The sequence below is a fragment of the Halomonas llamarensis genome (assembly GCF_023555005.1).
Taxonomy (GTDB): domain Bacteria; phylum Pseudomonadota; class Gammaproteobacteria; order Pseudomonadales; family Halomonadaceae; genus Vreelandella; species Vreelandella llamarensis.
Map to the genome: position 1 here is coordinate 1 of NZ_JAMJPJ010000042.1, position 25,542 is coordinate 25,542.

25 protein-coding genes are annotated in these 25,542 nt (G+C 52.5%); 17 read left to right on the plus strand and 8 right to left on the minus strand.

The features are described from left to right. Positions 1-379: 379 nt before the first annotated feature. On the minus strand, positions 380-1,030 hold the full coding sequence (locus M8006_RS16265; protein ID WP_250084043.1) for a DUF1826 domain-containing protein: 651 nt from the start codon (positions 1,028-1,030) through the stop codon (positions 380-382). Positions 1,031-1,184: 154 nt separating this feature from the next. Here M8006_RS16265 and dksA point away from each other — a divergent pair, with 154 nt between their 5' ends. The 4 genes from dksA (at position 1,185) to M8006_RS16285 (ending at position 3,456) form a co-directional block, all read left to right on the plus strand. Beyond that, positions 1,185-1,574 (plus strand): RNA polymerase-binding protein DksA, encoded by a 390-nt coding sequence (gene dksA, locus M8006_RS16270; RefSeq protein ID WP_430886846.1) that lies wholly within the window; start codon positions 1,185-1,187, stop codon positions 1,572-1,574. A 192-nt stretch (positions 1,575-1,766) separates the two neighbouring features. Continuing rightward, a complete protein-coding gene (locus M8006_RS16275) occupies positions 1,767-2,114 on the plus strand; it encodes an ArsR/SmtB family transcription factor (RefSeq protein WP_250084047.1) in 348 nt (115 codons plus the stop codon). Between the two features lie 51 nt (positions 2,115-2,165). After that, positions 2,166-2,513 carry a hypothetical protein gene (locus tag M8006_RS16280; RefSeq protein WP_250084049.1) on the plus strand — a complete coding sequence of 116 codons (348 nt, stop codon included), beginning with the start codon at positions 2,166-2,168 and terminating at the stop codon, positions 2,511-2,513. Between the two features lie 322 nt (positions 2,514-2,835). After that, positions 2,836-3,456, plus strand: a complete 621-nt coding sequence (locus M8006_RS16285) for a CDP-alcohol phosphatidyltransferase family protein (RefSeq protein WP_250084051.1) — start codon at positions 2,836-2,838, stop codon at positions 3,454-3,456. 96 nt (positions 3,457-3,552) lie between these two features. Here M8006_RS16285 and pgi read toward each other — a convergent pair whose 3' ends face one another. Genes pgi through pyk form a run of 3 tightly spaced genes read right to left on the minus strand, consistent with a single transcriptional unit; the run spans position 3,553 to position 7,261 of the window. Then, on the minus strand, positions 3,553-5,220 hold the full coding sequence (gene pgi, locus M8006_RS16290; RefSeq protein WP_250084052.1) for a glucose-6-phosphate isomerase: 1,668 nt from the start codon (positions 5,218-5,220) through the stop codon (positions 3,553-3,555). A gap of 52 nt (positions 5,221-5,272) precedes the next feature. Beyond that, positions 5,273-5,749 (minus strand): methylglyoxal synthase, encoded by a 477-nt coding sequence (locus M8006_RS16295; protein ID WP_250084054.1) that lies wholly within the window; start codon positions 5,747-5,749, stop codon positions 5,273-5,275. A 45-nt stretch (positions 5,750-5,794) separates the two neighbouring features. Then, positions 5,795-7,261, minus strand: coding sequence for a pyruvate kinase (pyk, locus tag M8006_RS16300; protein WP_250084056.1), 1,467 nt, complete (start codon positions 7,259-7,261; stop codon positions 5,795-5,797). A gap of 282 nt (positions 7,262-7,543) precedes the next feature. Here pyk and gap point away from each other — a divergent pair, with 282 nt between their 5' ends. From gap to M8006_RS16320, 4 genes are all read left to right on the plus strand, one after another. Further along, positions 7,544-8,548, plus strand: coding sequence for a type I glyceraldehyde-3-phosphate dehydrogenase (gap, locus tag M8006_RS16305; RefSeq protein WP_250084058.1), 1,005 nt, complete (start codon positions 7,544-7,546; stop codon positions 8,546-8,548). Between the two features lie 89 nt (positions 8,549-8,637). Beyond that, positions 8,638-10,131, plus strand: coding sequence for a glucose-6-phosphate dehydrogenase (zwf, locus tag M8006_RS16310; protein ID WP_250084059.1), 1,494 nt, complete (start codon positions 8,638-8,640; stop codon positions 10,129-10,131). Position 10,132: 1 nt separating this feature from the next. Further along, on the plus strand, positions 10,133-10,798 hold the full coding sequence (pgl, locus tag M8006_RS16315; RefSeq protein ID WP_250084062.1) for a 6-phosphogluconolactonase: 666 nt from the start codon (positions 10,133-10,135) through the stop codon (positions 10,796-10,798). 41 nt (positions 10,799-10,839) lie between these two features. After that, the gene (locus M8006_RS16320; protein WP_250084064.1) at positions 10,840-11,502 is read left to right on the plus strand and encodes a bifunctional 4-hydroxy-2-oxoglutarate aldolase/2-dehydro-3-deoxy-phosphogluconate aldolase; all 663 of its coding nucleotides are present in this window, start codon (positions 10,840-10,842) and stop codon (positions 11,500-11,502) included. Between the two features lie 122 nt (positions 11,503-11,624). Here the strand turns inward: M8006_RS16320 and glk are convergent, their stop codons facing one another. The 3 genes from glk to M8006_RS16335 all read right to left on the minus strand — a co-directional run bounded on the left by glk (position 11,625) and on the right by M8006_RS16335 (position 15,927). Beyond that, entirely contained in the window at positions 11,625-12,590 is a 966-nt protein-coding gene (gene glk / locus M8006_RS16325) for a glucokinase (protein WP_250084066.1), read from the minus strand. Continuing rightward, complete coding sequence (edd, locus tag M8006_RS16330) at positions 12,590-14,479, minus strand: phosphogluconate dehydratase (protein ID WP_250084068.1); 1,890 nt, start codon at positions 14,477-14,479, stop codon at positions 12,590-12,592. Before edd ends, glk begins: the two co-directional genes overlap by 1 nt. Before the next feature lie 251 nt (positions 14,480-14,730). Next, the gene (locus M8006_RS16335) at positions 14,731-15,927 is read right to left on the minus strand and encodes a M24 family metallopeptidase (protein ID WP_250084070.1); all 1,197 of its coding nucleotides are present in this window, start codon (positions 15,925-15,927) and stop codon (positions 14,731-14,733) included. Between the two features lie 334 nt (positions 15,928-16,261). Here M8006_RS16335 and M8006_RS16340 point away from each other — a divergent pair, with 334 nt between their 5' ends. The 9 genes from M8006_RS16340 to M8006_RS16380 all read left to right on the plus strand — a co-directional run bounded on the left by M8006_RS16340 (position 16,262) and on the right by M8006_RS16380 (position 25,227). Then, positions 16,262-16,750, plus strand: coding sequence for a tripartite tricarboxylate transporter TctB family protein (locus M8006_RS16340; protein ID WP_250084073.1), 489 nt, complete (start codon positions 16,262-16,264; stop codon positions 16,748-16,750). Positions 16,751-16,825: 75 nt separating this feature from the next. Then, positions 16,826-17,785 carry a Bug family tripartite tricarboxylate transporter substrate binding protein gene (locus M8006_RS16345; protein WP_250084074.1) on the plus strand — a complete coding sequence of 320 codons (960 nt, stop codon included), beginning with the start codon at positions 16,826-16,828 and terminating at the stop codon, positions 17,783-17,785. Between the two features lie 62 nt (positions 17,786-17,847). After that, a complete protein-coding gene (locus tag M8006_RS16350) occupies positions 17,848-19,353 on the plus strand; it encodes a tripartite tricarboxylate transporter permease (protein WP_250084076.1) in 1,506 nt (501 codons plus the stop codon). Then, the gene (locus M8006_RS16355) at positions 19,346-19,870 is read left to right on the plus strand and encodes a gluconokinase (RefSeq protein ID WP_250084078.1); all 525 of its coding nucleotides are present in this window, start codon (positions 19,346-19,348) and stop codon (positions 19,868-19,870) included. The genes M8006_RS16350 and M8006_RS16355 overlap by 8 nt, the downstream gene beginning before the upstream one ends. A 12-nt stretch (positions 19,871-19,882) precedes the next feature. Continuing rightward, positions 19,883-20,878, plus strand: coding sequence for a gluconate operon transcriptional repressor GntR (gene gntR / locus M8006_RS16360; RefSeq protein ID WP_250084088.1), 996 nt, complete (start codon positions 19,883-19,885; stop codon positions 20,876-20,878). A gap of 713 nt (positions 20,879-21,591) precedes the next feature. Further along, entirely contained in the window at positions 21,592-22,560 is a 969-nt protein-coding gene (locus tag M8006_RS16365) for an ABC-three component system protein (protein ID WP_250084080.1), read from the plus strand. After that, on the plus strand, positions 22,547-22,771 hold the full coding sequence (locus M8006_RS16370) for an ABC-three component system middle component 6 (RefSeq protein WP_250084082.1): 225 nt from the start codon (positions 22,547-22,549) through the stop codon (positions 22,769-22,771). Before M8006_RS16365 ends, M8006_RS16370 begins: the two co-directional genes overlap by 14 nt. Before the next feature lie 29 nt (positions 22,772-22,800). Continuing rightward, a complete protein-coding gene (locus M8006_RS16375) occupies positions 22,801-24,477 on the plus strand; it encodes a DUF2326 domain-containing protein (protein ID WP_250084084.1) in 1,677 nt (558 codons plus the stop codon). Between the two features lie 99 nt (positions 24,478-24,576). Further along, a complete protein-coding gene (locus M8006_RS16380) occupies positions 24,577-25,227 on the plus strand; it encodes a hypothetical protein (RefSeq protein ID WP_250084086.1) in 651 nt (216 codons plus the stop codon). Positions 25,228-25,373: 146 nt separating this feature from the next. Here M8006_RS16380 and M8006_RS16385 read toward each other — a convergent pair. After that, on the minus strand, positions 25,374-25,542 hold a 169-nt coding region (locus M8006_RS16385), incomplete at its 5' end, for a transposase domain-containing protein (RefSeq protein WP_250084090.1).

The window sequence follows — 25,542 nt, forward strand, 5'->3', positions numbered from 1 at the left end:
CCAGGGGCTGATCTCAATACTCGATACGGTAAGATGGCTTAACCGTTGTTCATGAACCGCCGTGGTACGGAACCGTACGCCCGGTGGTGTGAGAGGACAGGGGAGGCGACTCCCCTTCCTACTCGATTTTGGTGCGTTGGGAGCGGTTTTGGGAACGATCCTGGGAATGGCTAGAGCTCAAGCTGCTTTTCGATGAGGGCTGGGATGTCTGGGCCGTCGCTGCGTATCCACTTGCCGTAGCGGCGCAGAATCATTGAGATGCTGAATTCAAGCAATAAGTGCGGCACCTGCGGTGACCGGGATGTCTGAGTATTCTCTCAGAAAACCTCGTGCCGCCAGTAGGTAGCCGCTACGACGCTCTTCTTAAGATCAAATCAAGCTAAGCGGGGTCGATAGTCATTAGCAGGCGCTTTTCGCCCTCTGCCATGGCTGGGCTGCGGTGCACCAGGCCGTGCTCTTCACAGCCTTCCCAGCCGCTTCCCTTGATCAGGGCAATATCACCCGCTGCCAGGCGTTGAATAGCGTTGTCGTCGGTAACAATGTCCGGGCGGTTCGGGTTGGGGGCGCCTAAGCCTGCGCGGTTGATGGCGTGTTCAGGAAGCCATTCACTGCCGGGGCCGTGATAGGTCGTTACCATGCGTACAGGCAGGTTATCGCAGTGAAAACGCGGGCACATGGCGTTATTAAGCAAGCGTACACGAATCCCCACGGTCTCGGTATCGAACAGAAAGGCGATGGCCTCAGCAATAGTCACCATATTGTCCAGCAGGGGCGTGGCGGCCTCTGGTGCGGGCAGTTGGCGGCGCAGGTCTGACATAAAAGCTTCATCTGGGCTGCCTAGCCAGCTGTATTGCCAAGCGCGTTTTGTCTGGCATTGAGCCTGGGCGCTCAAGGCAACATCGGCAGGTAGGCTGCGCTGAAGGATAGCGATGTTGTAGGCATCCTCGAAAATACGCGGCAATACGCTGATATCTGTATCAGCAGTGGCATGTCTCGGTAGGTGAAGTTGAGAGGCAGCAAGTGACGGCATGAAAAGCTCCTAAATCGTATGAATCGTTAATTATTCGGGTGATTGTTTATGTTATGTTATAACGTTTAATATTGATGAGGGTCAATCCATGTCGCTAACAGAAATACACGTTTCGTCAATCGGCGGTGAGTTAAGCAAAGCCGATATTCAGGCTATGCCTGAAGAGGACTATATGAATGTCGCTCAGTTGGCCTTTTTTCGTCAGCATTTGATGGCGGAGCGCGCTGAACTGGAAGCACGCTTACAGGAAGTGAAAGCTACAATAGCCTCTCACGAACGCGATGCGGATGAAGCCGATCAGGCATCGTTTGAGGAAGAGCTGCGTTTATCTCTGCGCCAGGCGGATCGAGAAAGCCGATTAATTCAGAATATTGATGCGGCGCTTAAACGCATTGAAAACGGCGATTATGGTTATTGTGAAGAAACTGGCGAGCCGATTGGTATTCCACGCCTGCTGTACCGGCCCACGGCGCGCCTATGTATCGAGGCCAAGGAGCGCGAAGAGCGCAAGGAACATCATTTTCGTAAGGCTAGAGGCGAGTAATACGGGAGTGAAAACGGAGACTGCCTGCCTTTTGCGGGCAAAGGAAAACTGCCTCGTCGCTTTACGCGCTAACGGTGGAGAGGGTGGGCGATTTTCTGATGCCGTTTGTTCGCTGGAAGTTTGCAGGAAGACCTTATGTCAACTAGATTAATGGCATTACATTGAATATTGGAATGACTCACTGGGGCCATTATGAATTTTTGCCAAGAACATGGTCAGCAAAAAAGCGTAGTCGCCAAGCTACCCAGCGAAAAACACCTCAACGGTACCGCTGCGCTGTTTAAAGCTCTCGGTGATCCTTCTCGAATGGCCTTGTTGTTTGCATTAAAAGACGGTGAGCGTTGTGTTGGTGATCTTGTGGATGACAGGAATAAATTATCAACGGTATCAGCGCGTCTGAAGGTGCTGTTTGACGCAAACCTAGTAGTCCGCCGCCGCGATGCGAGGCATCTTTATTATCGGTTGGCCGATCAGCATGTTGTACAATTAATCGATAACGCGCTTGCCCATGCCGATGAAGAGATGGAAGCGTCAGTGTAATACCTACGATCACTTTCACTTGGCTATGCAATCCAATCCAAGGAGATAACGATGAGCTGCAATATCCATCAAAACCACCCGCACGAGCACGGTCCGAATTGCGGTCATACGCAAATTGAGCATGATGGCCACGTTGATTACTTGCACGATGGTCACTTACACCATCCTCATGATGATCATGTTGATGAACATGTGATTGAAGTGTCAGATAAAAATCCCGATGTATGCACACCGCATCACCAATGTGCAGGCCATGATGCGGACCACGTACACGGCCCAGGTTGCGGACACGAAGCCGTTCCCCACGGCGACCATGTCGATTACTTAGTTGATGGCCACCTACATCATCCCCACGGTGATCACTGTGACGATCATGGTCCTGTGACGGTTATTCGTTAAAACCAATATTCTTTAAAACCAAGAAGAGCCCACCGGACAACAGCTTACGCTGTTGTCCGCTTTAGGCTGTTATTTAACGTCATTACCCAATGCGTCTAGCCGCTCAGAGCTGAGGGCGATGTCGTCGTTTTTATTAACCAATACCTTGATCAATAATGCTCTGAGCGATCTGTTTAGCATCGTCTAGCGAGTGCATGTGGCCCTTGGAGCTGCCTATCAAGGCGCCGCTTTGCGACAAGTCGTAAGGTTTATTCTCATCACAACACCTATACGCTGGAAGCATTCCCACAAGGGTAACTCGATTCCCATTAGAGGAAAATCCATGCTAGACCGCTGGACCATGCCACTCACGCAACGCCCGCTACTCAAGCTGGCAACTGCCTTTGAAGGCCGTCTGTCGCCAGACCAGGTAACCCTGCTGAGTTTTATCATCGGCATAAGCGCTTTGCCGCTGCTGGCCTTTGGTTATTACGGGCTGGCCTTGGTGGCGATTGTGATCAATCGCATTGGTGACGGGCTGGATGGCGCATTGGCACGTCAGATTGGCCTGCAAAGCGATGCCGGTGGCTTTCTTGATATCGGTCTGGATTTTGTTTTCTATGCCGCCGTTGTGCTGGGTTTTGGCTTGGCTGACCCGGCCAATAATGCACTAGCGGCTGCGTTTTTGCTGTTTGCCTTTATTGGCACTGGTACCTCATTTCTGGCCTTTGCGATTGCCACCCAGCAGCGCGATGCTGATCAACAAGAGAAGATTCGGCCCGACTTGCCCAACAAAGCGTTTTATTATCTGGAAGGGCTGACCGAAGGCACCGAAACAGTCATTGCCCTGATTGTGTTCTGCCTGTTTCCACAACACTTTGCCTGGTTTGCCAGTCTTTTCGCCGTTGCCTGCCTGATCACTACTGTGACCCGGCTATGGGGTGGCTACCGTGCGCTAGCGTAATGCCCTGCCTGAATTCATCTCGCTTAATATTGAAAAACGCCTTGGCTCTTTCAAGCCAAGGCATTCATTTTTCTACCTGTTTACCCACCTATCAATTCAGCGTTTCTTCCTCGCAGGCTTCTTCTCGGCGCTGGCTGGTGCGCTTTCCTTTTCGCCGCTGCCGCCATTGGGGAAGTGCGCACGAACCAGTTCCAGCAGGCCCTGGGTAGAGGTGTCGAAGTCGGCGGTGTTGGTGTCGATGCGCTCACTGATCTCACCGGCGATGCGTTTGCCAAGCTGAACGCCCCACTGGTCAAAGGAGTTGATGTTCCAGATGACGCCTTGAACAAACACCTTGTGCTCGTAGAGCGCGATCAGTGCGCCAAGGTTTTTCGGCGTCAGCTCGTCGAGCAGCAGGGTGCTGGAAGGGCGGTTGCCGGGGCAGCTGTAGGGGTCGTGTTGGCTGAGTTCTTTGCTGTCTCCCTGGCTGCCTTCCATAAAGGCGTTGGCCTGGGCAAGCATGTTAGTGAGCAGCGCGAAGTGGTGGTCTTCGACGCCGGGCTCGGGCTTGAGCGACGCGATAAAGTCGATAGGCACATAGCGCGTGCCCTGGTGAAGCAACTGGAAGAAAGCATGCTGACCGTTGGAGCCGGTCTGGCCCCAGACAATCGGGCCGGTCTTGTAATTGACCGGATGGCCAAAGATATCCACCGATTTGCCGTTGGATTCCATGTCCAACTGCTGAAGAAACGAAGGCAACTGGTGCAGGGCCTGGTCGTAAGGCACCACTGCCTGGGTTTCGGCACCAATGAAGTTGATATACCAGATACCGATCAGCGCCATCAGCACCGGCATGTTTTCCGAGAAGGGCGCGTTGATGAAGTGGTTATCCATCTCGTGAGCGCCTTCCAGCAGCTCGATAAAGCCTTCAAAACCAATCGATAACGCGATGGGTAGGCCAATCGAAGACCACATGGAGTAGCGCCCGCCGACCCAGGCCCAGAACTCGAACACGTTCTCTTCGCGAATGCCGAATTCCATCGCCGCCTTGCGGTTGGTGGAGGCGGCGATAAAATGCGCGCCCACGTCGGCGTCTTCGCCAGCGTTTTCCAGGAACCAGCGCCGTGCTGTTTTGGCGTTGAGCAGGGTCTCCTGGGTCGAGAAGGTCTTGGTCGAGACGATAAACAGCGTGGTGGCCGGGTCGAGACGTGAAAGCACCTTCTGGATATGGGTGCCGTCCACGTTGGAAACAAAGTGAAAGTGCAGCTCCGGGTGACGGTACTTCAACAGCGCACGGACGGCCATGTTGGGGCCGAGGTCTGAACCACCAATGCCAATGTTGACCACGTCCTTGATGCGTTGGCCGTTGTAGCCTTTCCACTCGCCGCTGCGCACCGCCTCGGAAAACTGTTTGATCTGCTCGCGGGTGCGGGTGATCTCGGGCATCACGTTCTTGCCGTCGACAAACACCGGCTCATCGCCCAGGTGGCGTAGCGCGGTGTGTAGTACCGGTCGGTCTTCGGTGACGTTGATGATATCGCCGGAGAACATTTGTGCCCGTCGCTGCACCAGAGCGGAGTGGTCGGCCAATTCGATCAGTTTGGCCTTAACTTCGTCGGATACATGATGTTTTGAGTAGTCGAGGAAAAGGCCGCCTACCCGCAGGCTCATTTTTTCAAAGCGCTGCGGGTCATTGGTGAAGTAGTCACTAATGCGGTCGTTAGCGGTTTTGTCGCGCAGGCGTTCGAGTGCCTGCCAGGTAACGCTGCGGGTGAGTTGAAACATAAAGTGGGCTCGCTGTGTGTCGTTGTTATACGGCTATCATCCAGGGCGCAGCTTAAACGCTACGCGCCTGAGTCCAGGCGTTGGCATCGGGAATCGACATGTCGTAGCTTTCATCCAGGTAAGGTGAAGAAAGCACAAAGTCGGCGCTGGCAGCATTGCACGCCACCGGGACGTTCCACAGTGCCGCAAGGCGCAGCAGCGCTTTGACATCGGGGTCGTGGGGCTGTGGCGAGAATGGGTCCCAGAAAAAAATCAGCACATCGAGCGCCTGCTCGGCAATGCGCGCGCCAATCTGCTGGTCACCGCCAAGCGGGCCGCTCATCAACCCTTCGATAGGCAGCCCCAGCGCGTTGTGCAAGCGCTTGGCCGTCGTGCCGGTACCGATCAATTCGTGGCGGCCCAGCGTATCCTTCCAGCGTGTCGCCCACTCGAGCATTTCGGTTTTCTTGCCGTCGTGGGCAATCAGCACAATCCGCTTGCGGGCCTGAAGCGTACGAATCGCCTGACGAGGTGGTTGCGCATCATTCATGGTATAGCTCTCCAGGGCGTGGTCGTTGTCACTGCATAAGGGCGGTTACTCGGTTGCCACGGCTAACACCTTCATGGTGTTGGTGCCGCCGTGGGCGTTCATGTGGTCACCGCGGGTGAGAATGACATGCTCGCCGGGGTCCGCCAAGCCGTGGGCTTTTAATAGCGTCAGCGCCTCGCCGTTGACGTCTCCCGCCTGCATGTGGGTGGTATCGAACGGTATCGAGACCACGCCTCGATACAGTGCCATGCGACGCTGAGCGATAGGTGTATGTGCCAAGCCGACAATGGGCAGTTTGGAGCGAATGCGTGACGCAATCAGCGGCGTATAGCCGGTGGCGGTCATGCAGGCGATCACGCTGACACCTTCCAGGTGGTTGGCCGCGTACATGGCCGACAGCGCGATTGTTTCGTCGACGCGCTCGAAACCTTCGTGGATGCGGTGCCCTGACTCCTGGGCAATGCGCTCGCGTTCGGCGCCCAGGCAGACGCGGTTCATCGCCTCGATGGTTTCAACCGGATAATCGCCCGCGGCGGTTTCGGCCGAGAGCATGACCGCATCGGTGGCATCGAGCACCGCGTTGGCCACGTCAAACACCTCGGCGCGGGTGGGCAGCGGCGACTCGATCATCGATTCCATCATCTGCGTGGCGGTAATCACGGCACGGTTCAGGGTGCGGGCGTGCTTGATGATACGTTTTTGCGTGCCGATCAATGCTTCATCGCCAATTTCAACACCCAGGTCGCCGCGGGCGACCATCACGGCTTCCGAGGCCTGGATAATGCCATCCAGAGTTTCTTCATTGGCCACGGCTTCGGCGCGCTCGAGTTTGGCGACCAGGCCGATTTCTTTGCCAGCTTCGCCCAGCAGGTCGCGTGCCTCTTGCATGTCGGCAGCGCTGCGCGGGAAGGACACCGCCAGATAGTCCACGCCGATATCCAGCGCGGTAATCAGGTCGGCCTTGTCCTTTTCGGTTAGCGCCGGGGCTGAAAGGCCACCGCCTTGCTTGTTGATGCCTTTGTTGTTGGACAGTTTGCCGCCCACGTGAACCCGGGTGTGCACCTCCTGGTCAACCACTTGGGTGACATCCAGTACCACGCGGCCGTCGTCAAGCAGCAGGCGGTCGCCGGTGCTGACGTCATCGATCAGCGATTTGTAGTCACACCCGACCCGTTCCTGGTTGCCCAGGTCGGCCTCCATTGCCATGTCGAGAATAAATGGCTCGCCTTGGGTGAGGTGAATGGCCTCATCCTTGAAACGTGAAATGCGAATTTTAGGCCCCTGGAGGTCGCCCAATGCCGCCACGCTGCGCCCCAGACGCTGAGCGATCTCACGAACATCCTGCAGACGCCGCCGGTGATCATCGCCAGCGCCATGGGAAAAGTTCAGGCGCACAACGTCGACGCCAGCTTTAAGCATGGCTTCCAGTACGCCGGGGCGGTCGCTGGCAGGGCCTAGCGTGGCCACAATCTTGGTGCGGCGTAAGGGGAGCGAGAGGGGTTGGCTCGTCATTGCACATTCTCCTGGGTTGGCCATGGTTATTGTTGACACCACGCTGGGTGTTGAAATTGCGGGTGATTAAGTTATGGACTACGATAGCGTTTATATAGTAATTTTACTACATATTGATTGATCGGCACCTTTTTAGAGGACCAAACACACACCAGTCGTTCTTTTTAGGTGCTTAACTACGTATTTTTAGTCATTTTTGATGACAGTAGAATCAATCGTGTAGCAAAAAAACGCCACCATGTATTTTTGCTACAAACGTTCTCTGCAAAGGTGAGGTGCTCCATGACAACAAGAGTCGCTATCAACGGTTTCGGTCGTATTGGCCGCAATGTACTGCGTGCCCTTTACGAAAACGGCTACCGTGATCGCCTGCAGGTCGTTGCGATTAACGACCTGGGCGATCCGTCGCTTAACTCCCATCTGCTTCGCCATGATACCGTTCACGGTCACTTTCCGTATTCGGTCGATCATGACGCGGAAAGTATCAGCGTCGACGGCGACCGCATTGCGATCTCCTCCGAGCGAGATCCTGCAAAGTTGCCCTGGGCGTCGATGGACATCGATATCGTCATGGAATGCACCGGCTTATTCACCAAGCGCGAAGCGGCAGCCAAGCATATCGAAGCGGGTGCCAAGCGCGTGTTGATCTCGGCACCCAGCCCCGATGCCGATGCCATGATTGTTTACGGCGTCAATGAACAAACACTCACCGCTGAGCATAAGGTGGTCTCGAATGCCTCCTGCACAACCAACTGCCTGGCGCCGGTCGCCAAAGCGCTGAACGATGCAGTGGGTATCGAGAATGGCCTGATGACGACCGTACATGCCTATACCAATGATCAGAACCTGTCGGATGTCTATCACACTGACCCCTACCGGGCGCGCAGTGCAACACACTCGATGATTCCGACTAAGACCGGCGCCGCGGCTGCCGTTGGTAAGGTGTTGCCCGAGTTGGCGGGTAAATTCGATGGCCTGGCGGTTCGCGTGCCGGTGATCAACGTCTCGCTGGTGGATCTAACCTTCACCGCTGGCCGTGATACCACCGCAGAAGAGATCAATGCGGCCGTTGAAAGCGCGGCTGTTACTTCACCGGTCATGGCGGTCAACGCTCAGCCCTTGGTGTCTATCGACTTTAACCACGACGCCAACTCGTCCACCTTTGATGCCAACCATACCCGTGTGAATGGCCGACTGGTGAAAATCATGGCGTGGTACGACAATGAGTGGGGGTTCTCCAACCGTATGTTGGATACCGCGGAAGCCATGCAGGCCGCCGCGAAATGATGGTGAATTATTGTTCATAATGCCGTGTGCCGAATAAAATTTAGGTAATCCAACCACATTGGATTGCCTAGTTATAAAGAGGAGATGAGATGAGCCAGTCACATAACCCGCTGGGCGATCCCAATCACGCGATTGATTTAGCGCTTTTTGGCGCGCTTGGCGACCTTGCCATACGCAAGCTTTTTCCTGCGCTTTATCATCTTGACCGTGAAGGCTTAATGCCGGAAAGCACACGGATCGTGGGGCTGGCGCGTGAGGGGCACGATACGACTGAATTTCGTAATTTGGTCAGCGCCGCGTTGCAAAAACGGCTGAAAAAGGAGGAGCAGGATAAAGAAAGTATCACGCGCTTTCTCAATCGTATTGATTACCTAAAGCTAGATTTCAAACAAGCGGAAGGTTTTGAGCAAATACGCCAGTGGCGTGAAGGCTCCGAGCGCCCAATGGTCGTATACCTTTCCGTCGCTGCCGCGATCTACGGCGATATCTGTCGAAACCTTCAGCAAAGCGGCAGCCTGGATGATGCCACGCGCGTAGTGGTGGAAAAACCGATTGGCTCAGACTTGGCGTCCTCAGAAGAGATTAACGATGCCATTGGTTCCGTGTTCCCCGAATCCCGTATCTACCGTATCGACCACTATTTGGGTAAAGAGACGGTGCAAAACCTGATTGCCTTGCGCTTTGCCAACCCGTTGTTCGGCACTCAGTGGAACCAAAACCATATCTCCCATGTGGAAATCACCGTGGCTGAAAAAGTTGGCATTGAGGGCCGCTGGGGCTATTTCGATGAAGCGGGCCAGCTGCGCGACATGGTGCAAAATCACTTGCTGCAGCTGCTTTGCCTGATTGCCATGGACCCACCCTCCAACCTGGACGCCGACGCCATTCGTGACGAGAAGGTTAAGGTGTTGAAGGCACTCAAGTCATTCACTGGTGAAGCCTTGGGCAGAGATGTGGTGCGCGGCCAGTACACGGCGGGCACCAGCGACGGCCAGCAGGTGCCGGGCTACTTGGAAGAAGAGGGCGCCAACACCGAAAGCCAGACCGAAACCTTCGTGGCGATGAAAACCGAGGTGGCCAACTGGCGCTGGGCGGGTGTGCCGTTTTATTTGCGCACTGGCAAGCGCATGCCGGAGAAGCTGTCGCAGATCGTGATCCACTTCCGCCAGCAGCCGCACTACATCTTCGACCCTGATCAGCGCAACATTGCTGCTAATAAGCTGATTATTCGCTTGCAGCCGGAAGAAGGCATCGCGCTACAGGTCCTTACCAAAGACAGCGGCCTGGACAAAGGCATGCGCCTGCGTCCCGGCCCGCTGCATCTGGATTTCAATAACGCCTTCCCGACATCACGTATTCCCGATGCCTACGAACGTTTGCTGCTGGAGGTCATGAAAGGCCAGCAGTATCTGTTCGTGCGCCGTGACGAAGTCGAGCATGCCTGGCGCTGGTGCGATCAACTGATTGACGGCTGGAAAGCCCGGGAAGCGCCGCCGCGCCGTTATCCGGCAGGCTCCTGGGGGCCGGTCGCCTCTATTGCCATGATTACCCAGGATGGCCGCAGCTGGTACGAGGATTATTAACATGAGCGATGCACGCACACAGCTTGCTGAACAGCTGGCCGAAGCCGTCTTTCAGGCCTTGAACGACGACCTGGAACATCAGGAAAATGCGTTGCTGGTAGTCTCCGGCGGCTCGACGCCTTTTCCCTTTTTAAAAGCGCTGGCGGCCAAGCCGCTACCCTGGGAACGGGTGCAGATCACGCTGGCGGACGAGCGCTGGGTGGATGAACAAAGTGATGACAGCAACGCGAAATTGGTCCGCGAGTACTTGCTTCAGGGGGCTGCGGCGGCGGCCCATTTTGAACCCTTGACCAGCGAAGCCGGCACGCCTGAAGAAGGTGTACCCGACGTCAGCGAGCGTGCGCTATCGCTTAGCTGGCCAGCAAGCGTGGTGATTTTGGGCATGGGCGGCGACGGCCATACGGCCTCGCTGTTTCCGGACAGTCTGGAGCTTGGCTTGGCGCTCGCCACGGAGGAGCCGCTGGTGGCGGTGCGAACGCCCAGCCAGCCGCAGCCGCGCATCACCTTTTCGGCGGACCGTCTGCACCAGGCGCGCCGCCATGTTTTACATATTACCGGCGACGATAAGCGAGCGGTGTTGGCCAAGGCACTGAGTGGGGACGACGTGCGTCAAATGCCCATCCGCGCCTTCTTATCCTGCCCCTTGGCGATTTACTGGGCGCCATAGCGCCAGATTTCACCGATAATAATTTGCTTGGAGACTCACGCATGACCATCGATAAACAGCTGCCGTCGACGCGTACCGCAGAGCTGGACAGTATCTGCCTGAAGGCCGAAGTGATTCCGGTGATCACCATTGATCGCCTGGAAGACGCCGTGCCGCTGGGCCGCGCGCTGGTAGAAGGCGGCCTATCGGTGCTGGAAATCACTCTGCGTACCGATTGCGCGCTGGAAGCCATCAAGCGCATGAAAAAAGCGCTGCCTGGGGCGAGCATTGGTGTGGGTACGGTATTGACCCCTGCCCAGTATCGCCAGGCCGAGCAGGTCGGCGCTGATTTTGTGGTAACTCCCGGGGCGACCGAGGCGCTATACCGCCATGGCGTGGAAAGCCCGGTGCCGATGCTGCCCGGCGTCTCCACCATTTCTGAATTGATGACCGGCTGGCAGTACGGCTACCGTCGGTTCAAGTTTTTCCCGGCTGAATCCAGCGGTGGGGCAAAAGCGATCAAGGCGTTTGGTGCGCCGATTCCCGAAGCACGCTTTTGTCCAACCGGCGGCATCACGGTCGATAACGCCGAAGAGTATCTCAAGTTGCCTAACGTCATATGCGTTGGCGGCTCCTGGCTCACGCCCAAGGCAATGGTCGAGGCGGAAGACTGGGACGGCATCCGCGAACTGGCCCGTCAGGCCGCCGAACGTTTTCATCATTAATCTGAATTGCCCCAGACTTGATCTGGGGTTTTTTATTCAAACGTAAAGAATGGGTCGGCGTGTCGGTAAAATACGCCGCGCCGCCCTGGGGTGAAAAGCGAATGGCGTTGGAAATAGTTGGCTTAAAACACTTCTTCGTTGTGCAACGCCTCAGCGGCACCCAGTAGCCCTGTCCACGGATGGGTCACCACCCAGACGGGGATGTCGGCGTTATAGGCGCCCATGCGGCCTTTGTTAACGAAGCTGTCGCGCAGCTGGCTTTTCGGCAACCAGTCAAGCAGGCGTGGCAAGATCCCGCCGCACAGGTAAACGCCACCTCTGGCGCCCATGGTCAGCGTGGCATCGCCGCACACATCGCCGAGGATTTTCAGAAACCGCAACAGGGTGGCCTTGGCGATAGGGTCACCCTCGTTGGCTGCCTGGGTCACCTCTGCGGGGGAGGCGCAACGCGGCGCCTGGTCGTCGAGCGCGCAGTGGGCCTGATAAAGCTCGAGTAACCCTTGGCCGCACAGAATGCGCTCGACGCTAACACGTGGGTGACGCTGCAGAAACACGTCGAGCAGCGCGCGCTCGGTGGCGTCGGTGGGCGCAAAGGTGACGTGGCCGCCCTCGGTCGGCAGCGGTATCCAGGCATGCTGGCCGGGGAAAACACCGGCCACGCCAAGCCCCGTGCCGGGGCCAATCACCAGGCGGGTGGAGTGAGACTGAGTCACACCTGCTTGCACTTGCACCAAGTTGTCGGTGTCCACATGAGGCACGCCCAGCGCCTGAGCGGTAAAGTCGTTAACGGTTTTGAACAGCGATAGGTTCAGCGTTTCGCGAACATCGCTTTTCATAAAGTCCCAGTGGTTATTGGTCATGTTCACCCGCTCGGCATGGACCGGGCAGGCAAACGCCAGGCAGGCCTCGCGCGGGGCGTTGTCACCGGTCGCTCCCACTCGGCTCAGGTAGTCCTGAATCGCCTCAATAACGCCTGGGTAGTCCGCGCAAGGGAGATTGATGATATCGTGCGGTGCGGTGTCGCCTGGCGGCACCAGCGCCAGGCGTGCATTGGTCCCGCCGATATCGCCGATTAAGGCGGGTCGCATCAGGCATCCTCTTCGAAAATCTGGCCTTGCTGGCGGGCGAGGTCGTCAGCTTCGAAGCCGCCAAAGACCCCCGCGCCTTCCTCGCCGCGCATGGCCAGATGACGGAAGCCTGAAAATAGCTCGCGGCCCAGGCCAACGTGGTAGTGATCCAGGTTGCCAATCGCCAGTTCACGATCTGCCCAGGTGGCAGGCGCGACTTTAGCTTCCAGGGTGCCCGCGTTGGCGTCTAGGCGCACGATGTCGCCATCGCACAGTTTCGCCAGCGGGCCACCGTCCAGCGCTTCCGGGCTCATGTGGATAGACGCCGGTACCTTGCCCGATGCCCCGGACATGCGGCCGTCAGTCACCAGCGCCACTTTATAGCCCCGGTCTTGCAGCACGCCCAAGAATGGCGTCAGCTTGTGCAGTTCCGGCATGCCGTTGGCTTTGGGGCCTTGGAAGCGGACGACCACGATCACGTCGCGATCCAGGTCGCCGGATTCAAAGGCCGCTTTCATCTCGTTCTGGTCTTCGAAAATCTTCACCGGTGCTTCAACGATGCGATGTTCCTCGGCCACTGCGGAGACTTTTATCACACCGCGGCCCAGGTTGCCTTTCATCACCGTCAGGCCGCCTGTCGGCGCGAAGGGCGATGAAACCGGGCGTACGACATCTTCATCGAGGCTTTTTTCGGGGCCTTCGTGCCAGACGACCTTGCCGTTTTCCAGGAAGGGCTCCTGGGTGTAGGCGGTCAGGTCGGTGCCGAACACGGTGGGAATATCGCCGTGGAGCAAGCCAGCGCCCAGCAGCTCGCGGAACAGGTAGCTCATGCCGCCTGCTGCCTGGAAGTGGTTGATGTCTGCCTGACCGTTGGGGTACACCTTCATCAGGCTGGGCGTAACCGCGGAAAGGTCAGTGAAGTCATCCCAGTTCAGGGTAATGCCCGCAGCGGCGGCCATGGCGATCAGATGAAGCGTGTGGTTGGTCGAGCCGCCTGAAGCGAGAAGCCCAACGACGGCATTGACGATGGCGCGCTCGTCGATCTGCTGGTAGAACGGGCGATAGTCGCCACCGGGCTCGGTGTTGCGAATCGCCTGCTCGGTGGCGTAGCGGGTCAAGGCTTCGCGCATCTCGGTGCCAGGGTTGACGAACGAGGTGCCGGGCAGGTGCAGGCCCATCACTTCCATCATCAACTGGTTGGAGTTGGCCGTGCCGTAGAAGGTGCAGGTGCCGGGGCTGTGGTATGAATCCGACTCTGCCTCCAGCAACGCATCGCGGCCTACTTTGCCTTCGGCGTAGAGTTGGCGGATACGGGCCTTTTCCTTGTTGGGCAGGCCGCTGGGCATGGGGCCGGCCGGCACAAACATCGCGGGCAGGTGGCCAAAGCGTGCGGCGCTGATAAACAGCCCGGGGATAATCTTATCGCACACGCCCAGGTAGAGCGCAGCGTCAAACATGTTGTGGGAAAGACCCACGGCGGCGGCCATGGCGATCACATCGCGGGAAAACAGCGATAGCTCCATCCCCGGCTGGCCCTGGGTCACGCCATCGCACATCGCCGGTACGCCACCGGCAAACTGGGCCGTTGACCCCATCGCGCTGGCAGCGGCTTTGATAGTGGCCGGGAAGGTTTCGAATGGTTGGTGTGCCGACAGCATGTCGTTGTAGGCCGAAATGATCCCCAAGTTGGCGCTGTTCATCAGCTTGAGGGAATTTTTGTCCTGCGGGTTGCAGGCAGCAAAACCGTGGGCCAGGTTGCCGCAGGAGAGCTCGCCGCGATGCACGCCGCGTTTGTGCTGGTCAGCCATGCGCTGCTCGTAAAGCGCGCGCCGTTCGGCAGAGCGCTCACGAATGCGTTGGGTAACCTCGGCAACGGTGGGATTTAAAGGGGCGTGTGTTGAGCTCGGCATAAAAACCTCTGCATGGTCGAGACGGTGAGTCAATTCTGTAGTTATTTTACATTCTTTAGTGGCGATTGGAGAAACTTTACGGCAATAATACTTATTTTTGTAGTTTTATTACTCTAATAGGTGGAGGCTATCGCTGTTTTACAATGCTCGTATGAATCGCTATGAAAACACGCATTAGCGCCTTAATGAATGTCGAACCGCATGATTTATCGTCAAAGCAGAAGAAAGACGCGTGGTAGGGCTGCTGATAATTATAGGCGCGATAGCACTTCGTTAAGTTGCCAATCATTATCGGTCAGCGGGACACCGCCTTGTTTCGTTACCTGCACCGTATCGCTGATGCCAATTCCCCACTGCCCAGGCAAACGCAGGCAAAGCGGCAGGTGGAAGACCATGTTTTCTTCGAAGGTGCGGGCCTGGCCGCGAGCGATATAGCCGGTTCCCTCTACCCAGCTGGGCGGAAACTGCGCCCCAACCGCATAACCGAATACGCCCGAGAAAAACAGCCGATCCGCGTGGGGTGCCAGCACCGCCTCCGCCGCTCGGGCGGCATCATCGAACGTATTCCCTGGGCGCATGGTATCGGTAAGGGCTTCAAATATGCCTCGGCAGATATCGCGGACGGCCTGCATGTCGGCGCTGGCACGGCCAGCGACGGCGGTCCGCATCATCGGTGCCGTGTAACGCTGATAGGCTGAGCCAAACTCCAAAAATACCGGGTCGCCTGCGCCAATTGGCGTACGTTTGTGGTTGACGTGAATGATGCTAGTACGCCGCCCACTGGTGACAATGGGCTGCAGGCTCATAAATTCGCTGCCTTCCGCCAGCAGCGCTTTAGCGCCTTCCGCCGCAATATCGTTATCGGTCATGCCAGGGGCAACGATGGCTTCCGCCGCTGCTAGGCCCGCTGCGGTAATTCGCGCGCTTTCGCGCAGGCAGGCAAGCTCCGCCTCGCGCTTGACCAGCCGTTGGTTATCCAGCAATGCGCCGCCATCGCGATAAAAGCGCCCGCTTCCCAGCCGTGTTTGCAGTGCTTGAATCACTCCAAAACGCAAGCCCGCACTGAATGCGTCTAACCCGATGGCGCGATAAGGCGCAAGTACCTCCGCCAGCGGCACGATCACGTCATCTAAGCTCTCCCAGCGATAACCAATAATCTCATTCACTGTGGCAGTCACCACCGCTGGCCCCATCTCGATCGAAGGTACCTGCAGCACTACGCGCTCAGTGGTTACCACCAGCGCCGCATGCACGGATACTTCGAAAGTGTGATAGCCGGTTAAATAGAAAATATCCGCCGGGTCGGTGAGTAGCAGCGCGTCATGGCCCGCTTCCTTCATCAGGATGCGCGTGCGGGCTAAGCGGGAAGCGAACTCATCGGCTTGAAAGGGCAACTCAGCCCCCTGTAACGGCTGGGCCAGCGCCTGACGATAAGCGTGAAAATCCATGTTGTCTCCGAAGAAGAACAGAAGGTGGCGGCATTGCTAAAGAGCATTTTAGACGGCAAACACCAGTGAAGCCCTTTTTTGCCCTTTAGGATGACAAAAAGACGTTTTGGGAAGTTTAGATGATCCGTTGTTACCTTGCGCTACAAGGGCCGTGCGCAGGCATGTCGACGCCGGGACCACAGCGCCGCGAGTGGCCGATACTAGACGTTGGTCGTAAATTGGCCGTTTTGTTTTGACACCATGCAACGCGATGGATAGCCTTTTCGTTAGTAAAGTTACCGGTAACATTAACGTAAAGCGGTAATTCCTTGCCCCCACTTACGCGTGTGCACAAATGATTTCAAATCTTATTCTTGGCGTAGTAACGCTTCTAAGCTCAGTGTTTTTCTATCGACAAACGACCGATCTGCCGGAGCGTTCAGCGTTGTTTCCGCAATTTGTTTTGTGGGGTTTGGCAATTGTCGGCGTGTTATTGATTTTTCAAGCGTTGCTGGCAGGACGCAAAGGCGTTGGAGAAAATGAGTTTGAAGCACATCTCGAAGCGCGCGCAAAACTAAAGGAAACGCTTTTTTTTCAGGTGATTATCCCCGGTGGGTTGCTGCTAATAGCGTATGGACTGCTGCTGACGGTCGGATTCTATCTAGCGTCTGCGTTTTTGGTTTTTACCGTTTACAGCTACCACACCTACCGTATTGATGCAGGTAATCTAAACCGTGCCTTATGGGGTCGCGCTGCGATTTTTGCGGTCGTGATTACGCTATTTATGTATCTCATTTTTACATTACTTTTGGGCCTTCCGGCCCCTTCCGGCGCGCTCTTCTAATAACACGTAGCAGTTTGCTGCGGTAGAAGGGCTTCGCCACTTCATCCACTACCCAAATAAACCAAGGTAATGACAATGAAAACGAACCTAGCGGTATTACTCAGCGCGCCGTTCTTGCTAGCGGCAACGGGTGCAGCGCAAGCGCAGGATTACCCAACCAAGACGATCCAAATTGTGGTTCCTTATAGCGCCGGCGGCGGTGGTGACACGGTCGCACGTATTGTTGCCGATCGTTTAAGCGAAGAGCTAGACCAAACCATTAACGTCGTTAATCGTGAAGGCGCGGGTGGTGAGATAGGCATTGATGAAATCGCGCGAAGCGATGCCGATGGCTATACCCTAGGGGTGTTTGGTTATCCTGATAACTTTGTTCTAGAACACACGCGTGATACTAACTTTACGTTTGACGACCTTGATTATCTAGCGGCATTTGACGAAATGCCGATGGGGGTTTTCGCGTCTCCAAATAGCTCACACAGCACGCTGGAAGAGGTGGTGAATTATGGGCAAGAGAACCCCGGCGAAATGATTATTGGCGAGTCGGGCGCGCTGGGTTTACTCCACGCATTGGCGTTTGCTGAACGTTCTGAGATGCAAGTAACGCCTGTTCGTTATTCCGGCGGGGGCGAATTGATGAACGCGCTGTTAGGCGACCACATTGATCTCGCGTCGACGTCCTCCATGAGCCACGATCCGATTGTGGATTCTGACGGTAAACCGATTGGGTTCGCCGCAGAAGAGCGGATGGATATGTTTCCCAGCGTGCCAACTTTCAAAGAGCAAGGGCTTGATCTTGTGATGGGCGTTTCACGGGTATTGGTTGCCCCGGCCGGATTGCCCGATGACATTCGTGAAACGATTGTGGTGGCGCTCGATGAAATCAGTACCGACGAGAAAATGATCGCCAACTTCAAAAATGCTGCTATTCCTTATCGCTATCTTGATGACAGTGCAGTCGACGAGATGCTTGAAGCGTCTAACAGCGTATTGATGCCGGTGATTGAAAAAAATCTGGATCAAATTAAAGGCAATTAATGCCGATACATGGCCGGGGTGAATAACCCCGGTTTTATTTTGCTATTACCCGAGTAGTGCCCATGGATATAGTCTCAATCCTGCTCAATTTATTGACGCCCAGCGTTTTCTTGGTGGTATTTGCAGGTGTGCTGGTCGGCATTGTTGTTGGCGCCATCCCCGGATTAAACGGAGCAATTGGCATATCGCTATTGTTACCACTGACCTTCACGATGGAGCCGCAAATTGGCCTGTTGTTGCTAGGTGGTATTTACATGGGCGGCATGTACGGTGGGTCGATCACCGCGATTTTGATTAATGTGCCAGGCGATGTTGTCGCCGCGCCCGTCGCAATGGAAGGTTATCCGTTAACCAAACAAGGGCGCTCAAAAGAAGCGCTGTATTACTCTATTTTTTCCAGCATGTTCGGTGGATTTATCGGCGTGCTGATTTTAATTCTGTTTACCCCGCCGCTGGCGCGTTTTGCGCTGCAATTTGGCCCTGCGGAAATGTTTTTTGTCTCGTTAAGCGGTTTAATTATTGTCGGTGCGCTAAGCGGCAGTATATTAAAAGCGGCGTTTGCGGTGCTGTTAGGGTTGTTTATTAGCACAGTGGGGGTTGACTTAATTACAGGGTCTGAACGTTTCACCTTTGATAGCATTGGATTACGAGCAGGAATCTCCGTAGTGCCGGTGGTTTTGGGGCTTTTTTGCTTTGCCGAAATGTTTTTGAACATTGGTAAAAAGCCCGGCGAGCAAGTGCAGTATCGCGACCAGAAAATTGCCCGCATGACCGTCATTAAAGACATTCTGCGCCAACGTTTTTTGGTCTGGAAGTCAGGCTTGATCGGTACCTTAGTGGGGCTACTGCCAGGTGTGGGCACCACGCTTGCCGTGTTTATGTCCTATGGAGACGCTAAGCGTGTCTCGCGCCGGGATATCCCGTTCGAACAGGGTAATCCCGATGGCATTATTGCCGCCGAAAGCGCCAATAATGCCACGGTGGGGAGTTCCATGGTGCCGCTGTTGGCCCTTGGTGTGCCGGGTAGCCCAACGAGCGCCATCATTGCCGGTGCGTTAGTGATTCATGGCATCGTGCTTGGCCCCAGCCTCTTTGTTAACCGCCCCGATGTGGCTTTTACCTTCCTATATGGGATGTTGTTGACAGTGGTGGCGATGACCATCATCGGTGCCGTTGGGATCAAGTACTTCTCTTATATCTTGAAGATCAAAATGGAGTACATCGTACCCACAGTATTGGTGTTTGCTTTATTCGGTGCTTATAGCCTGCGCAACAGCTTGTTTGATGTGTTTATTGCGATTGTGCTGGGTATTGCGGGGGCTATTTTCAAAAAAATCCAGGTCCCGCTAGCACCCATTATTATTGGGTTGGTACTGGGAGGGCTAATTGAAACCAACCTGGCAAGAGCGATGCGTATAGCCGGTGCTCGCAATATGCCGCTATGGGAATATTTGCTGGCAACGCCTCTATCGAAAGGCCTAGTCGCGCTGGTCGTTATTATGCTGTTGGTGGTTATTCGTATGCGCCATAAGGAAAAAGTTGCCGCTAAGGAGGCCAAAAATGGGTAACGCGCCCAAGCATTGTAAAGTGGTGGTCATGGGCGTGTCGGGTTGTGGTAAGAGCTTGATTGGCGCTAAGTTAGCTCGTTATTTGGGCGTTCCTTTCTATGATGCCGATGATTTTCATAGTGATAGCAATGTCGATAAGATGGCCAAAGGTATTCCGTTAAACGATGAGGACCGCGCTGACTGGTTAGCGGATTTAGCCAAGCTACTGTCAAGCGAGACAGCGCTGGTGCTGGGCTGTTCAGCCCTTAAGTATCGCTATCGCGAGCGCTTGCGCCGTGATGAACCTAACGTCGTGTTTATCTACCTTAGCGGTGACTTTACTATGATTCGCGAGCGCTTGGCGGGTAGAGAAAATCATTACTTCAAAGGCGACGATATGCTGAAAAGCCAATTTGCGCAGTTAGAGCCACCCAGTGAAGCTGAAGCCGCTATCGTGTCGATTGATCAATCGCCAGCGACTATTTTAGAGCACTGCTTACATGCGCTTAATCAGTCTAGCGTTTGTTCACATTCCTGATAGTTGATGCCATTGAAGAAAAAACGCCCTACCTTACAAGATATTGCTGACCGTGTTGGTGCCACCAAGATGACGGTGAGCCGCTGCTTACGTGACCCTGAAACGGTCTCCGAAGGATTGCGTGAGCACATATTTTCTATAGCGGAACAGGTGGGTTATATCCCCAATCGTGCGCCTGACTTGCTCTCCCGAGCGACCAGTCATTCGATTGGCGTGCTGGTGCCGTCGCTCACCAACCAAGTCTTTGCCGATGTGATTGTCGGCATCGAAACGTTGACCGAACCGGCGGGCTACCACCTGATGCTTTCTCACTACGGCTATAGCCCCGAGCTTGAGGAGCGAAGCCTTGCGTCACTGCTGTCTTACAATGTCGACGGCGTGATTCTCTCTGACCGATACCACACCGCCCGCAGTTTAAGGATGCTGGAAACCGCCGGTATCCCCATTGTTGAAATCATGGATACTCACCGACCCCCGCTTCAGCAAGCAGTGGGATACGATAACGTGAGCGCTGCCTTTGATATGGTTAGCGAGATGATTCGGCGTGGCCGACGGCAGATTATTTATTTGGCGGTTCGGCTAGATGAGCGTACCCGGCAACGCGAGAAGGGCTATTGCGATGCCATGCAGGCCAACGGGCTGACGCCGGTGACGCTTTATAGCAGCCAACGCTCGTCGTATACCGTGGGGGCGGCGCTGTTGAAGCAGATAATGGCCGAATATCCCTCTGCCGATGGTATTTTTTGCACCAACGACGACGTTGCGGTAGGGGCCTACTTTGAATGCCTGCGGCAAGGTATCTCAGTACCCGAGCAAATGGCTATCGCCGGGTTTCACGGCCACGATGTGGGGCAGGCGATGACGCCGCAGCTGGCCAGTGTTATTACCCCCCGGCAAGCGATTGGTGAAGCGGCTGCTAAAGCGCTGTTATCGCGTATACATGGCGAAGCGCTTGAGCAGCAAGTAGTGGATTTGGGCTATCGAATCGAGGCGGGAAAAACGCTCTAGAAACGTGTTAATGGCCAAGGCGCGCCGTGAGTGATGGTATCCATAAATGGCGCTCCCAATGTGGAACCATTAGCATGGCTCAAAAAGGGCAATTAGCCCTGGAAACAGGGATATCAATATGGGGTTGTCGAATGGCTATGGCATACATGCCTATGTTCTGAAATACGGGTTTTGCCCGAACGCCCCTGCCACAGGCGGCCCAAAGCGGCCTTTGCTAAGACCGAATATTCACAGCAGCCTTTGGCTCACAATGCGTTTTTTTCTGCAGAGGATTTTTTAAATCCATTGTAAAATAAGGTGTTACGATGATTTCGTTGGTGTTTATGCGCAGCTATAAAAGCACGAAGAAAATGTTAACGCGCATGCGCATTTTTCTAACGAGCCTTAGGGTAGAAAGTTGGTGTTTACCCCTTTTCTATCAATAAGTTAGAGGATTTTAGCAAGCCAGGGCTTCCTAGAAAAACGCGCATGCGCATGAATAAAACTGTTATACGGTACCGACATCCGCAATCGACCTAGAGTGGAACTCAAAGGAGTCCAAGGTCAGAGACCGTGACTCGAATAGGAGTTTGTTATTGGAGGCTTATCGAAAAGCAAAAATATAATCCTGATGTTAAAGCTGAAATATTGATACCATGATGAGAAAATGACAGAAGATCCGGGCCTCGTTAAGAGAACCGGTTTTTTTTGAAAGGGGGTAGAGGCGCTGCGAAATGAACAGAACATTATATTACAACTATATTGATGAAAAGCTGCACGCACTGGCGCTCAGGATTGATACCAATGGAAAGCTCAATATGTTGCATCTGCACATGCATTCTGAGAGCTTCTACTTGCATTTTTTAAATTTATTATATGGCTACATGCTGGAGAATCTGAATAAATCATTGCAAAATGTTGAAGCGATAGATCTCATAGACTATAAAAACAAAATAATTATACAAGTTTCTGCCACGTCTACGAAGAGCAAAGTTGAGTCTGCTTTAAGTAAAGACATAATTGAAAAATTCCCGTCTTTCAAATTTATGTTTTTGTCAATTTCTAAAGCTGCTTCTAGTTTAAGGAAAACGAACTTCAAAAATCCGCATGGGATATCATTTTCTCCTGCCTCTGATATTTTGGATTTAAGATCCATATTAGATGAGATTTTGCAAAAACAAGTGGTGGCACAAAAAGAAGTCTATGAGCTGATAAAAGATGAACTAGGCAATGAAATAGACGTTGTAAAGCTTGATTCAAATCTGGCTATGATTATCAACATATTGGCAAAAGAAAAATGGAATGATGACTGTCATGAAGAGCCAGCTCATAAATTCGAGATCGATAGAAAAATATTGCACAATCAACTGGAAAAAGCGAAATGCCTGATTGAGGAATATAGTCTTTATCATGTAAAAGTAGATTCAAAATTCGCCGAATTCGATAGCATGGGAAGTAATAAAAGCAGATCGGTCTTGGCTAAAATAAAGCGTGAGTACATAAAGGCTAAGGACTTCAGGAGTCCCGATGACGTATTTTTTGCTGTTATTGATGTCCTTAAGGATAAAATTATTGAAAGTGCAAACTACTCACAAATTCCAATAGACGAGCTTGAGTTATGTATCGACATATTGGTTGTAGATGCATTTATTCGATGTAAAATAATGGAAAGTCCGGAAGGGTACAAATATGCTGCTTCCTGATAATATTCACCCTGATAATAGCGTTTATTATAATGGAGCGATCGTGCTCCAGGTTCTTCAAAATAACGGAAATATGGAGCTTTTTGAGCTTTACGAGCAAGCGAAAAGTGTGAAGGCGATGTCGTTTCCGTTATTTGTATTATGCCTAGATTGGTTATATCTAATTGATGCTGCCATTTTGAATTCGGGTGAAGTCCAGCCATGTTCATAAAAAAGATTGTGATAGCCAGTCCCGGAGAGGTGATTCGCGAAATCCCTTTTCATAAAGGTATAAACCTTATTGTTGACGAGAGTGATGGCGAAGTAACCGGAAACAGTGTTGGGAAAACAACTGTATTGAAATTGGTAGATTTTTGCCTCGGTGCAAAGCCTAAAATTATTTATGAAGATCCAGAGAATAAAAAGGAGAGCTATACTTTAGTCAGGGACTATCTAGTAGAAAATAAAATATCTGTGTCTTTATATTTGACTGAAGATCTGGATGATGATAAAGCCAAATCAGTAGTCATCGAGAGAAATTTTTTATCCAGAAAAAATATTGTTCGGAAAATAGATGGCGAATCTTATATAGAGAGTGAGTTTGAAGAAAAGCTTACTGAGCTATTTTTCCCTAGCCAAGTCGGTAAAAAACCGACGTTTCGCCAGATTATCTCCCACAATATCCGCTACAGTGATCTAAGTGTTTCGAATACGCTGAAAACTCTTGATCGGTATACGAGCGATGCTGAATACGAAACACTATATCTTTTCCTTTTAGGGTGCGATTTTTCTAAGGGTAGTACTAAGCAAGAAATTCTTCAAAAAATACAACAAGAGAATGTCTTTAGGAAACGCCTCGAAAAGGTTCAAACAAAATCTGCATACGAATCAGCACTTGCGCTGATCGAACTCGAGATAAAGGATCTTGACAAGAAGAAGTCTGCCTTGAATATCAACGAAAATTTCGAGGAAGACCTGAATAGTCTTAACAAGCTGAGATACGAAATAAATTTGCTGAGCAACGAGATTGGAAATCTGAATATAAGAAAGGATCTTATAGAAGAAACAAAAGATGAGCTATCTTCGGCTGCCGCAGAAATCGACCTTTATCAACTAGGGCTTATATATAAACAGGCTTATAGAAATATTTCCGGTTTGCATAAAACGTTCGAGGATTTGGTGATATACCATAATCAGATGGTAAACGAACGAATCTCGTATATTTCAAAAGAGCTACCTAGTCTTGAGGATAAAATCCACAGAAAAACCGCGGGTTTAAAAAAGCTTTTAAAAAGAGAGCGGGAGTTTTCAGAGCGTGTCTCCAAAAGCGACTCCTTCGAAGAACTAGAAAACCTCATCTCCGAGCTTAATTATAAGTATCGAGATAAAGGTGAATACGAAAGCATCATAAGTCAGTTGGATGCCGTTGAAGAGAATATTAAGACATATGAGTCTGATTTGAATGATATAGATAACGAGCTGTTCTCAGATGAGTTTGAAGCAGTAGTAAAACAACAGGTTAATAAGTTTAATGAGCATTTCTCTGCAACATCGGAGGTGCTATACGGTGAAAAATATGCTCTCAAATACGATAAAATTGTAAACAAAAAGGGGCAGAAACTTTACAAGTTTAATGCCTTTAATACTAATTTCAGTTCTGGCAAAAAACAGGGAGAAATTTCCTGTTTTGATATTGCCTATACGCTCTTTGCTGATGAAGAGAATATTCCTTGTATGCATTTTTTGCTGAACGATAAAAAAGAGATAATGCATGACAATCAACTAATGAAGATAGCTGACCTCGTGAATAAGAATGGCATCCAGTTTGTAGCTTCAATATTGAGGGGTAAATTGCCGGATGAGCTCAACAATGAAGATTATTTCATAGTGAAACTCTCGGAGAGAGATAAACTTTTTAGAATAGAAAATGAGCAGTAACAGGTGTAAGTGCAGATATCGTATAACCAATGCAGGCAAGGGACGCTCCTGACGTCGCGCCCCTGCTGCTGGCGTTATGGCATAAAATAGAGAAGCTTGATGGAAATATTGAGAAGCGTTGGAATTATTTCAGCTTTAAAGGCATTTTTTGTTTTTTTTGTATATGGAGTTTCCATTATACTATTTATAAAAATATTCTACGGTCTTGATGCTGACCTTCCTGATGCCGTGATTGCCACTTTAGAGGGGCCAATTTCTTTATACACGTTCCTTTGGCTGTCAATATTTGGTTTAATCGCTTTGTTTTTTGCAACCAAATATGGAAGCCGGCATTGTGATTTTTATAATAGCCGTCCAAAGAGAGTATTTTGGTTTTCCTTGCCAATATGTGAGGCCGCTATAGCGCTTGGTGTCGTAATATGCGGGACTTTCCTTGGTGTGGCTTTTTGCTCCCATGCTTTATTTAAGCTATCTTTAACTGACGTTTTATTTTATTCGCAGTTCTATGGTTTGGCGGCTGTTATGCTTATCATAACGTTCCCTGTTGTATATTTTACAATATCTTTAGTTGATAGTGGGAAAGCTATCTATTTCTGGAATAGTGGCGGTTTATTTTTTTACTTTTTATTTGTTATTTACTCTTATTTTTATATTAATTTGCCGGTAGATCATGTTTCTATAGTTGGCATGCAAGCCTCGGTGCTAATGTTAGGGTGTGCAGCTTGGCGATATCACCAACCGGACAACTAGGCTGACAGAGGGGGACTTGGGCTATGGCTTGTTGTTCGGCGTCATTTACGGTGGCCGTTAGATCACACGGTTTCGTTGTCTTGTGCCAACTCGCCTCCAGCCTACGCCTCATATGACGTTCTTATTCATCAGCTGTAAGCGAGCCATTAACCACATCTGGGCAGGCGTGGCTCAGCTGGGTAATGTGTCTTCCAGTGCCAGGGCAGCAGCGTGGTGAGCTCGTCGTCGTTGAGCGTGGGCAATGTTTCGAAGACGTACCGCAGGTACTCATAGGGTGGGAGGCCATTGGCCTTGGCGGTTTCGATCAAGCTGTAG

What these genes read in the sequence shown, in the direction of transcription:
- M8006_RS16355 (WP_250084078.1), top strand. Translation starts at nt 19,346, where the DNA reads ATGGGTAACGCGCCCAAGCATTGTAAAGTGGTGGTCATGGGCGTGTCG.
- M8006_RS16365 (WP_250084080.1), top strand. Translation starts at nt 21,592, where the DNA reads ATGAACAGAACATTATATTACAACTATATTGATGAAAAGCTGCACGCA.
- M8006_RS16265 (WP_250084043.1), bottom strand. Translation starts at nt 1,030, where the DNA reads ATGCCGTCACTTGCTGCCTCTCAACTTCACCTACCGAGACATGCCACT.
- M8006_RS16285 (WP_250084051.1), top strand. Translation starts at nt 2,836, where the DNA reads ATGCTAGACCGCTGGACCATGCCACTCACGCAACGCCCGCTACTCAAG.
- edd (WP_250084068.1), bottom strand. Translation starts at nt 14,479, where the DNA reads ATGCCGAGCTCAACACACGCCCCTTTAAATCCCACCGTTGCCGAGGTT.
- pgl (WP_250084062.1), top strand. Translation starts at nt 10,133, where the DNA reads ATGAGCGATGCACGCACACAGCTTGCTGAACAGCTGGCCGAAGCCGTC.
- gap (WP_250084058.1), top strand. Translation starts at nt 7,544, where the DNA reads ATGACAACAAGAGTCGCTATCAACGGTTTCGGTCGTATTGGCCGCAAT.
- M8006_RS16380 (WP_250084086.1), top strand. Translation starts at nt 24,577, where the DNA reads ATGGAAATATTGAGAAGCGTTGGAATTATTTCAGCTTTAAAGGCATTT.
- dksA (WP_430886846.1), top strand. Translation starts at nt 1,185, where the DNA reads ATGCCTGAAGAGGACTATATGAATGTCGCTCAGTTGGCCTTTTTTCGT.
- pyk (WP_250084056.1), bottom strand. Translation starts at nt 7,261, where the DNA reads ATGACGAGCCAACCCCTCTCGCTCCCCTTACGCCGCACCAAGATTGTG.
- M8006_RS16280 (WP_250084049.1), top strand. Translation starts at nt 2,166, where the DNA reads ATGAGCTGCAATATCCATCAAAACCACCCGCACGAGCACGGTCCGAAT.
- M8006_RS16335 (WP_250084070.1), bottom strand. Translation starts at nt 15,927, where the DNA reads ATGGATTTTCACGCTTATCGTCAGGCGCTGGCCCAGCCGTTACAGGGG.
- M8006_RS16345 (WP_250084074.1), top strand. Translation starts at nt 16,826, where the DNA reads ATGAAAACGAACCTAGCGGTATTACTCAGCGCGCCGTTCTTGCTAGCG.
- M8006_RS16320 (WP_250084064.1), top strand. Translation starts at nt 10,840, where the DNA reads ATGACCATCGATAAACAGCTGCCGTCGACGCGTACCGCAGAGCTGGAC.
- M8006_RS16350 (WP_250084076.1), top strand. Translation starts at nt 17,848, where the DNA reads ATGGATATAGTCTCAATCCTGCTCAATTTATTGACGCCCAGCGTTTTC.
- M8006_RS16340 (WP_250084073.1), top strand. Translation starts at nt 16,262, where the DNA reads ATGATTTCAAATCTTATTCTTGGCGTAGTAACGCTTCTAAGCTCAGTG.
- zwf (WP_250084059.1), top strand. Translation starts at nt 8,638, where the DNA reads ATGAGCCAGTCACATAACCCGCTGGGCGATCCCAATCACGCGATTGAT.
- glk (WP_250084066.1), bottom strand. Translation starts at nt 12,590, where the DNA reads ATGCGACCCGCCTTAATCGGCGATATCGGCGGGACCAATGCACGCCTG.
- pgi (WP_250084052.1), bottom strand. Translation starts at nt 5,220, where the DNA reads ATGTTTCAACTCACCCGCAGCGTTACCTGGCAGGCACTCGAACGCCTG.
- M8006_RS16370 (WP_250084082.1), top strand. Translation starts at nt 22,547, where the DNA reads ATGCTGCTTCCTGATAATATTCACCCTGATAATAGCGTTTATTATAAT.
- M8006_RS16275 (WP_250084047.1), top strand. Translation starts at nt 1,767, where the DNA reads ATGAATTTTTGCCAAGAACATGGTCAGCAAAAAAGCGTAGTCGCCAAG.
- M8006_RS16295 (WP_250084054.1), bottom strand. Translation starts at nt 5,749, where the DNA reads ATGAATGATGCGCAACCACCTCGTCAGGCGATTCGTACGCTTCAGGCC.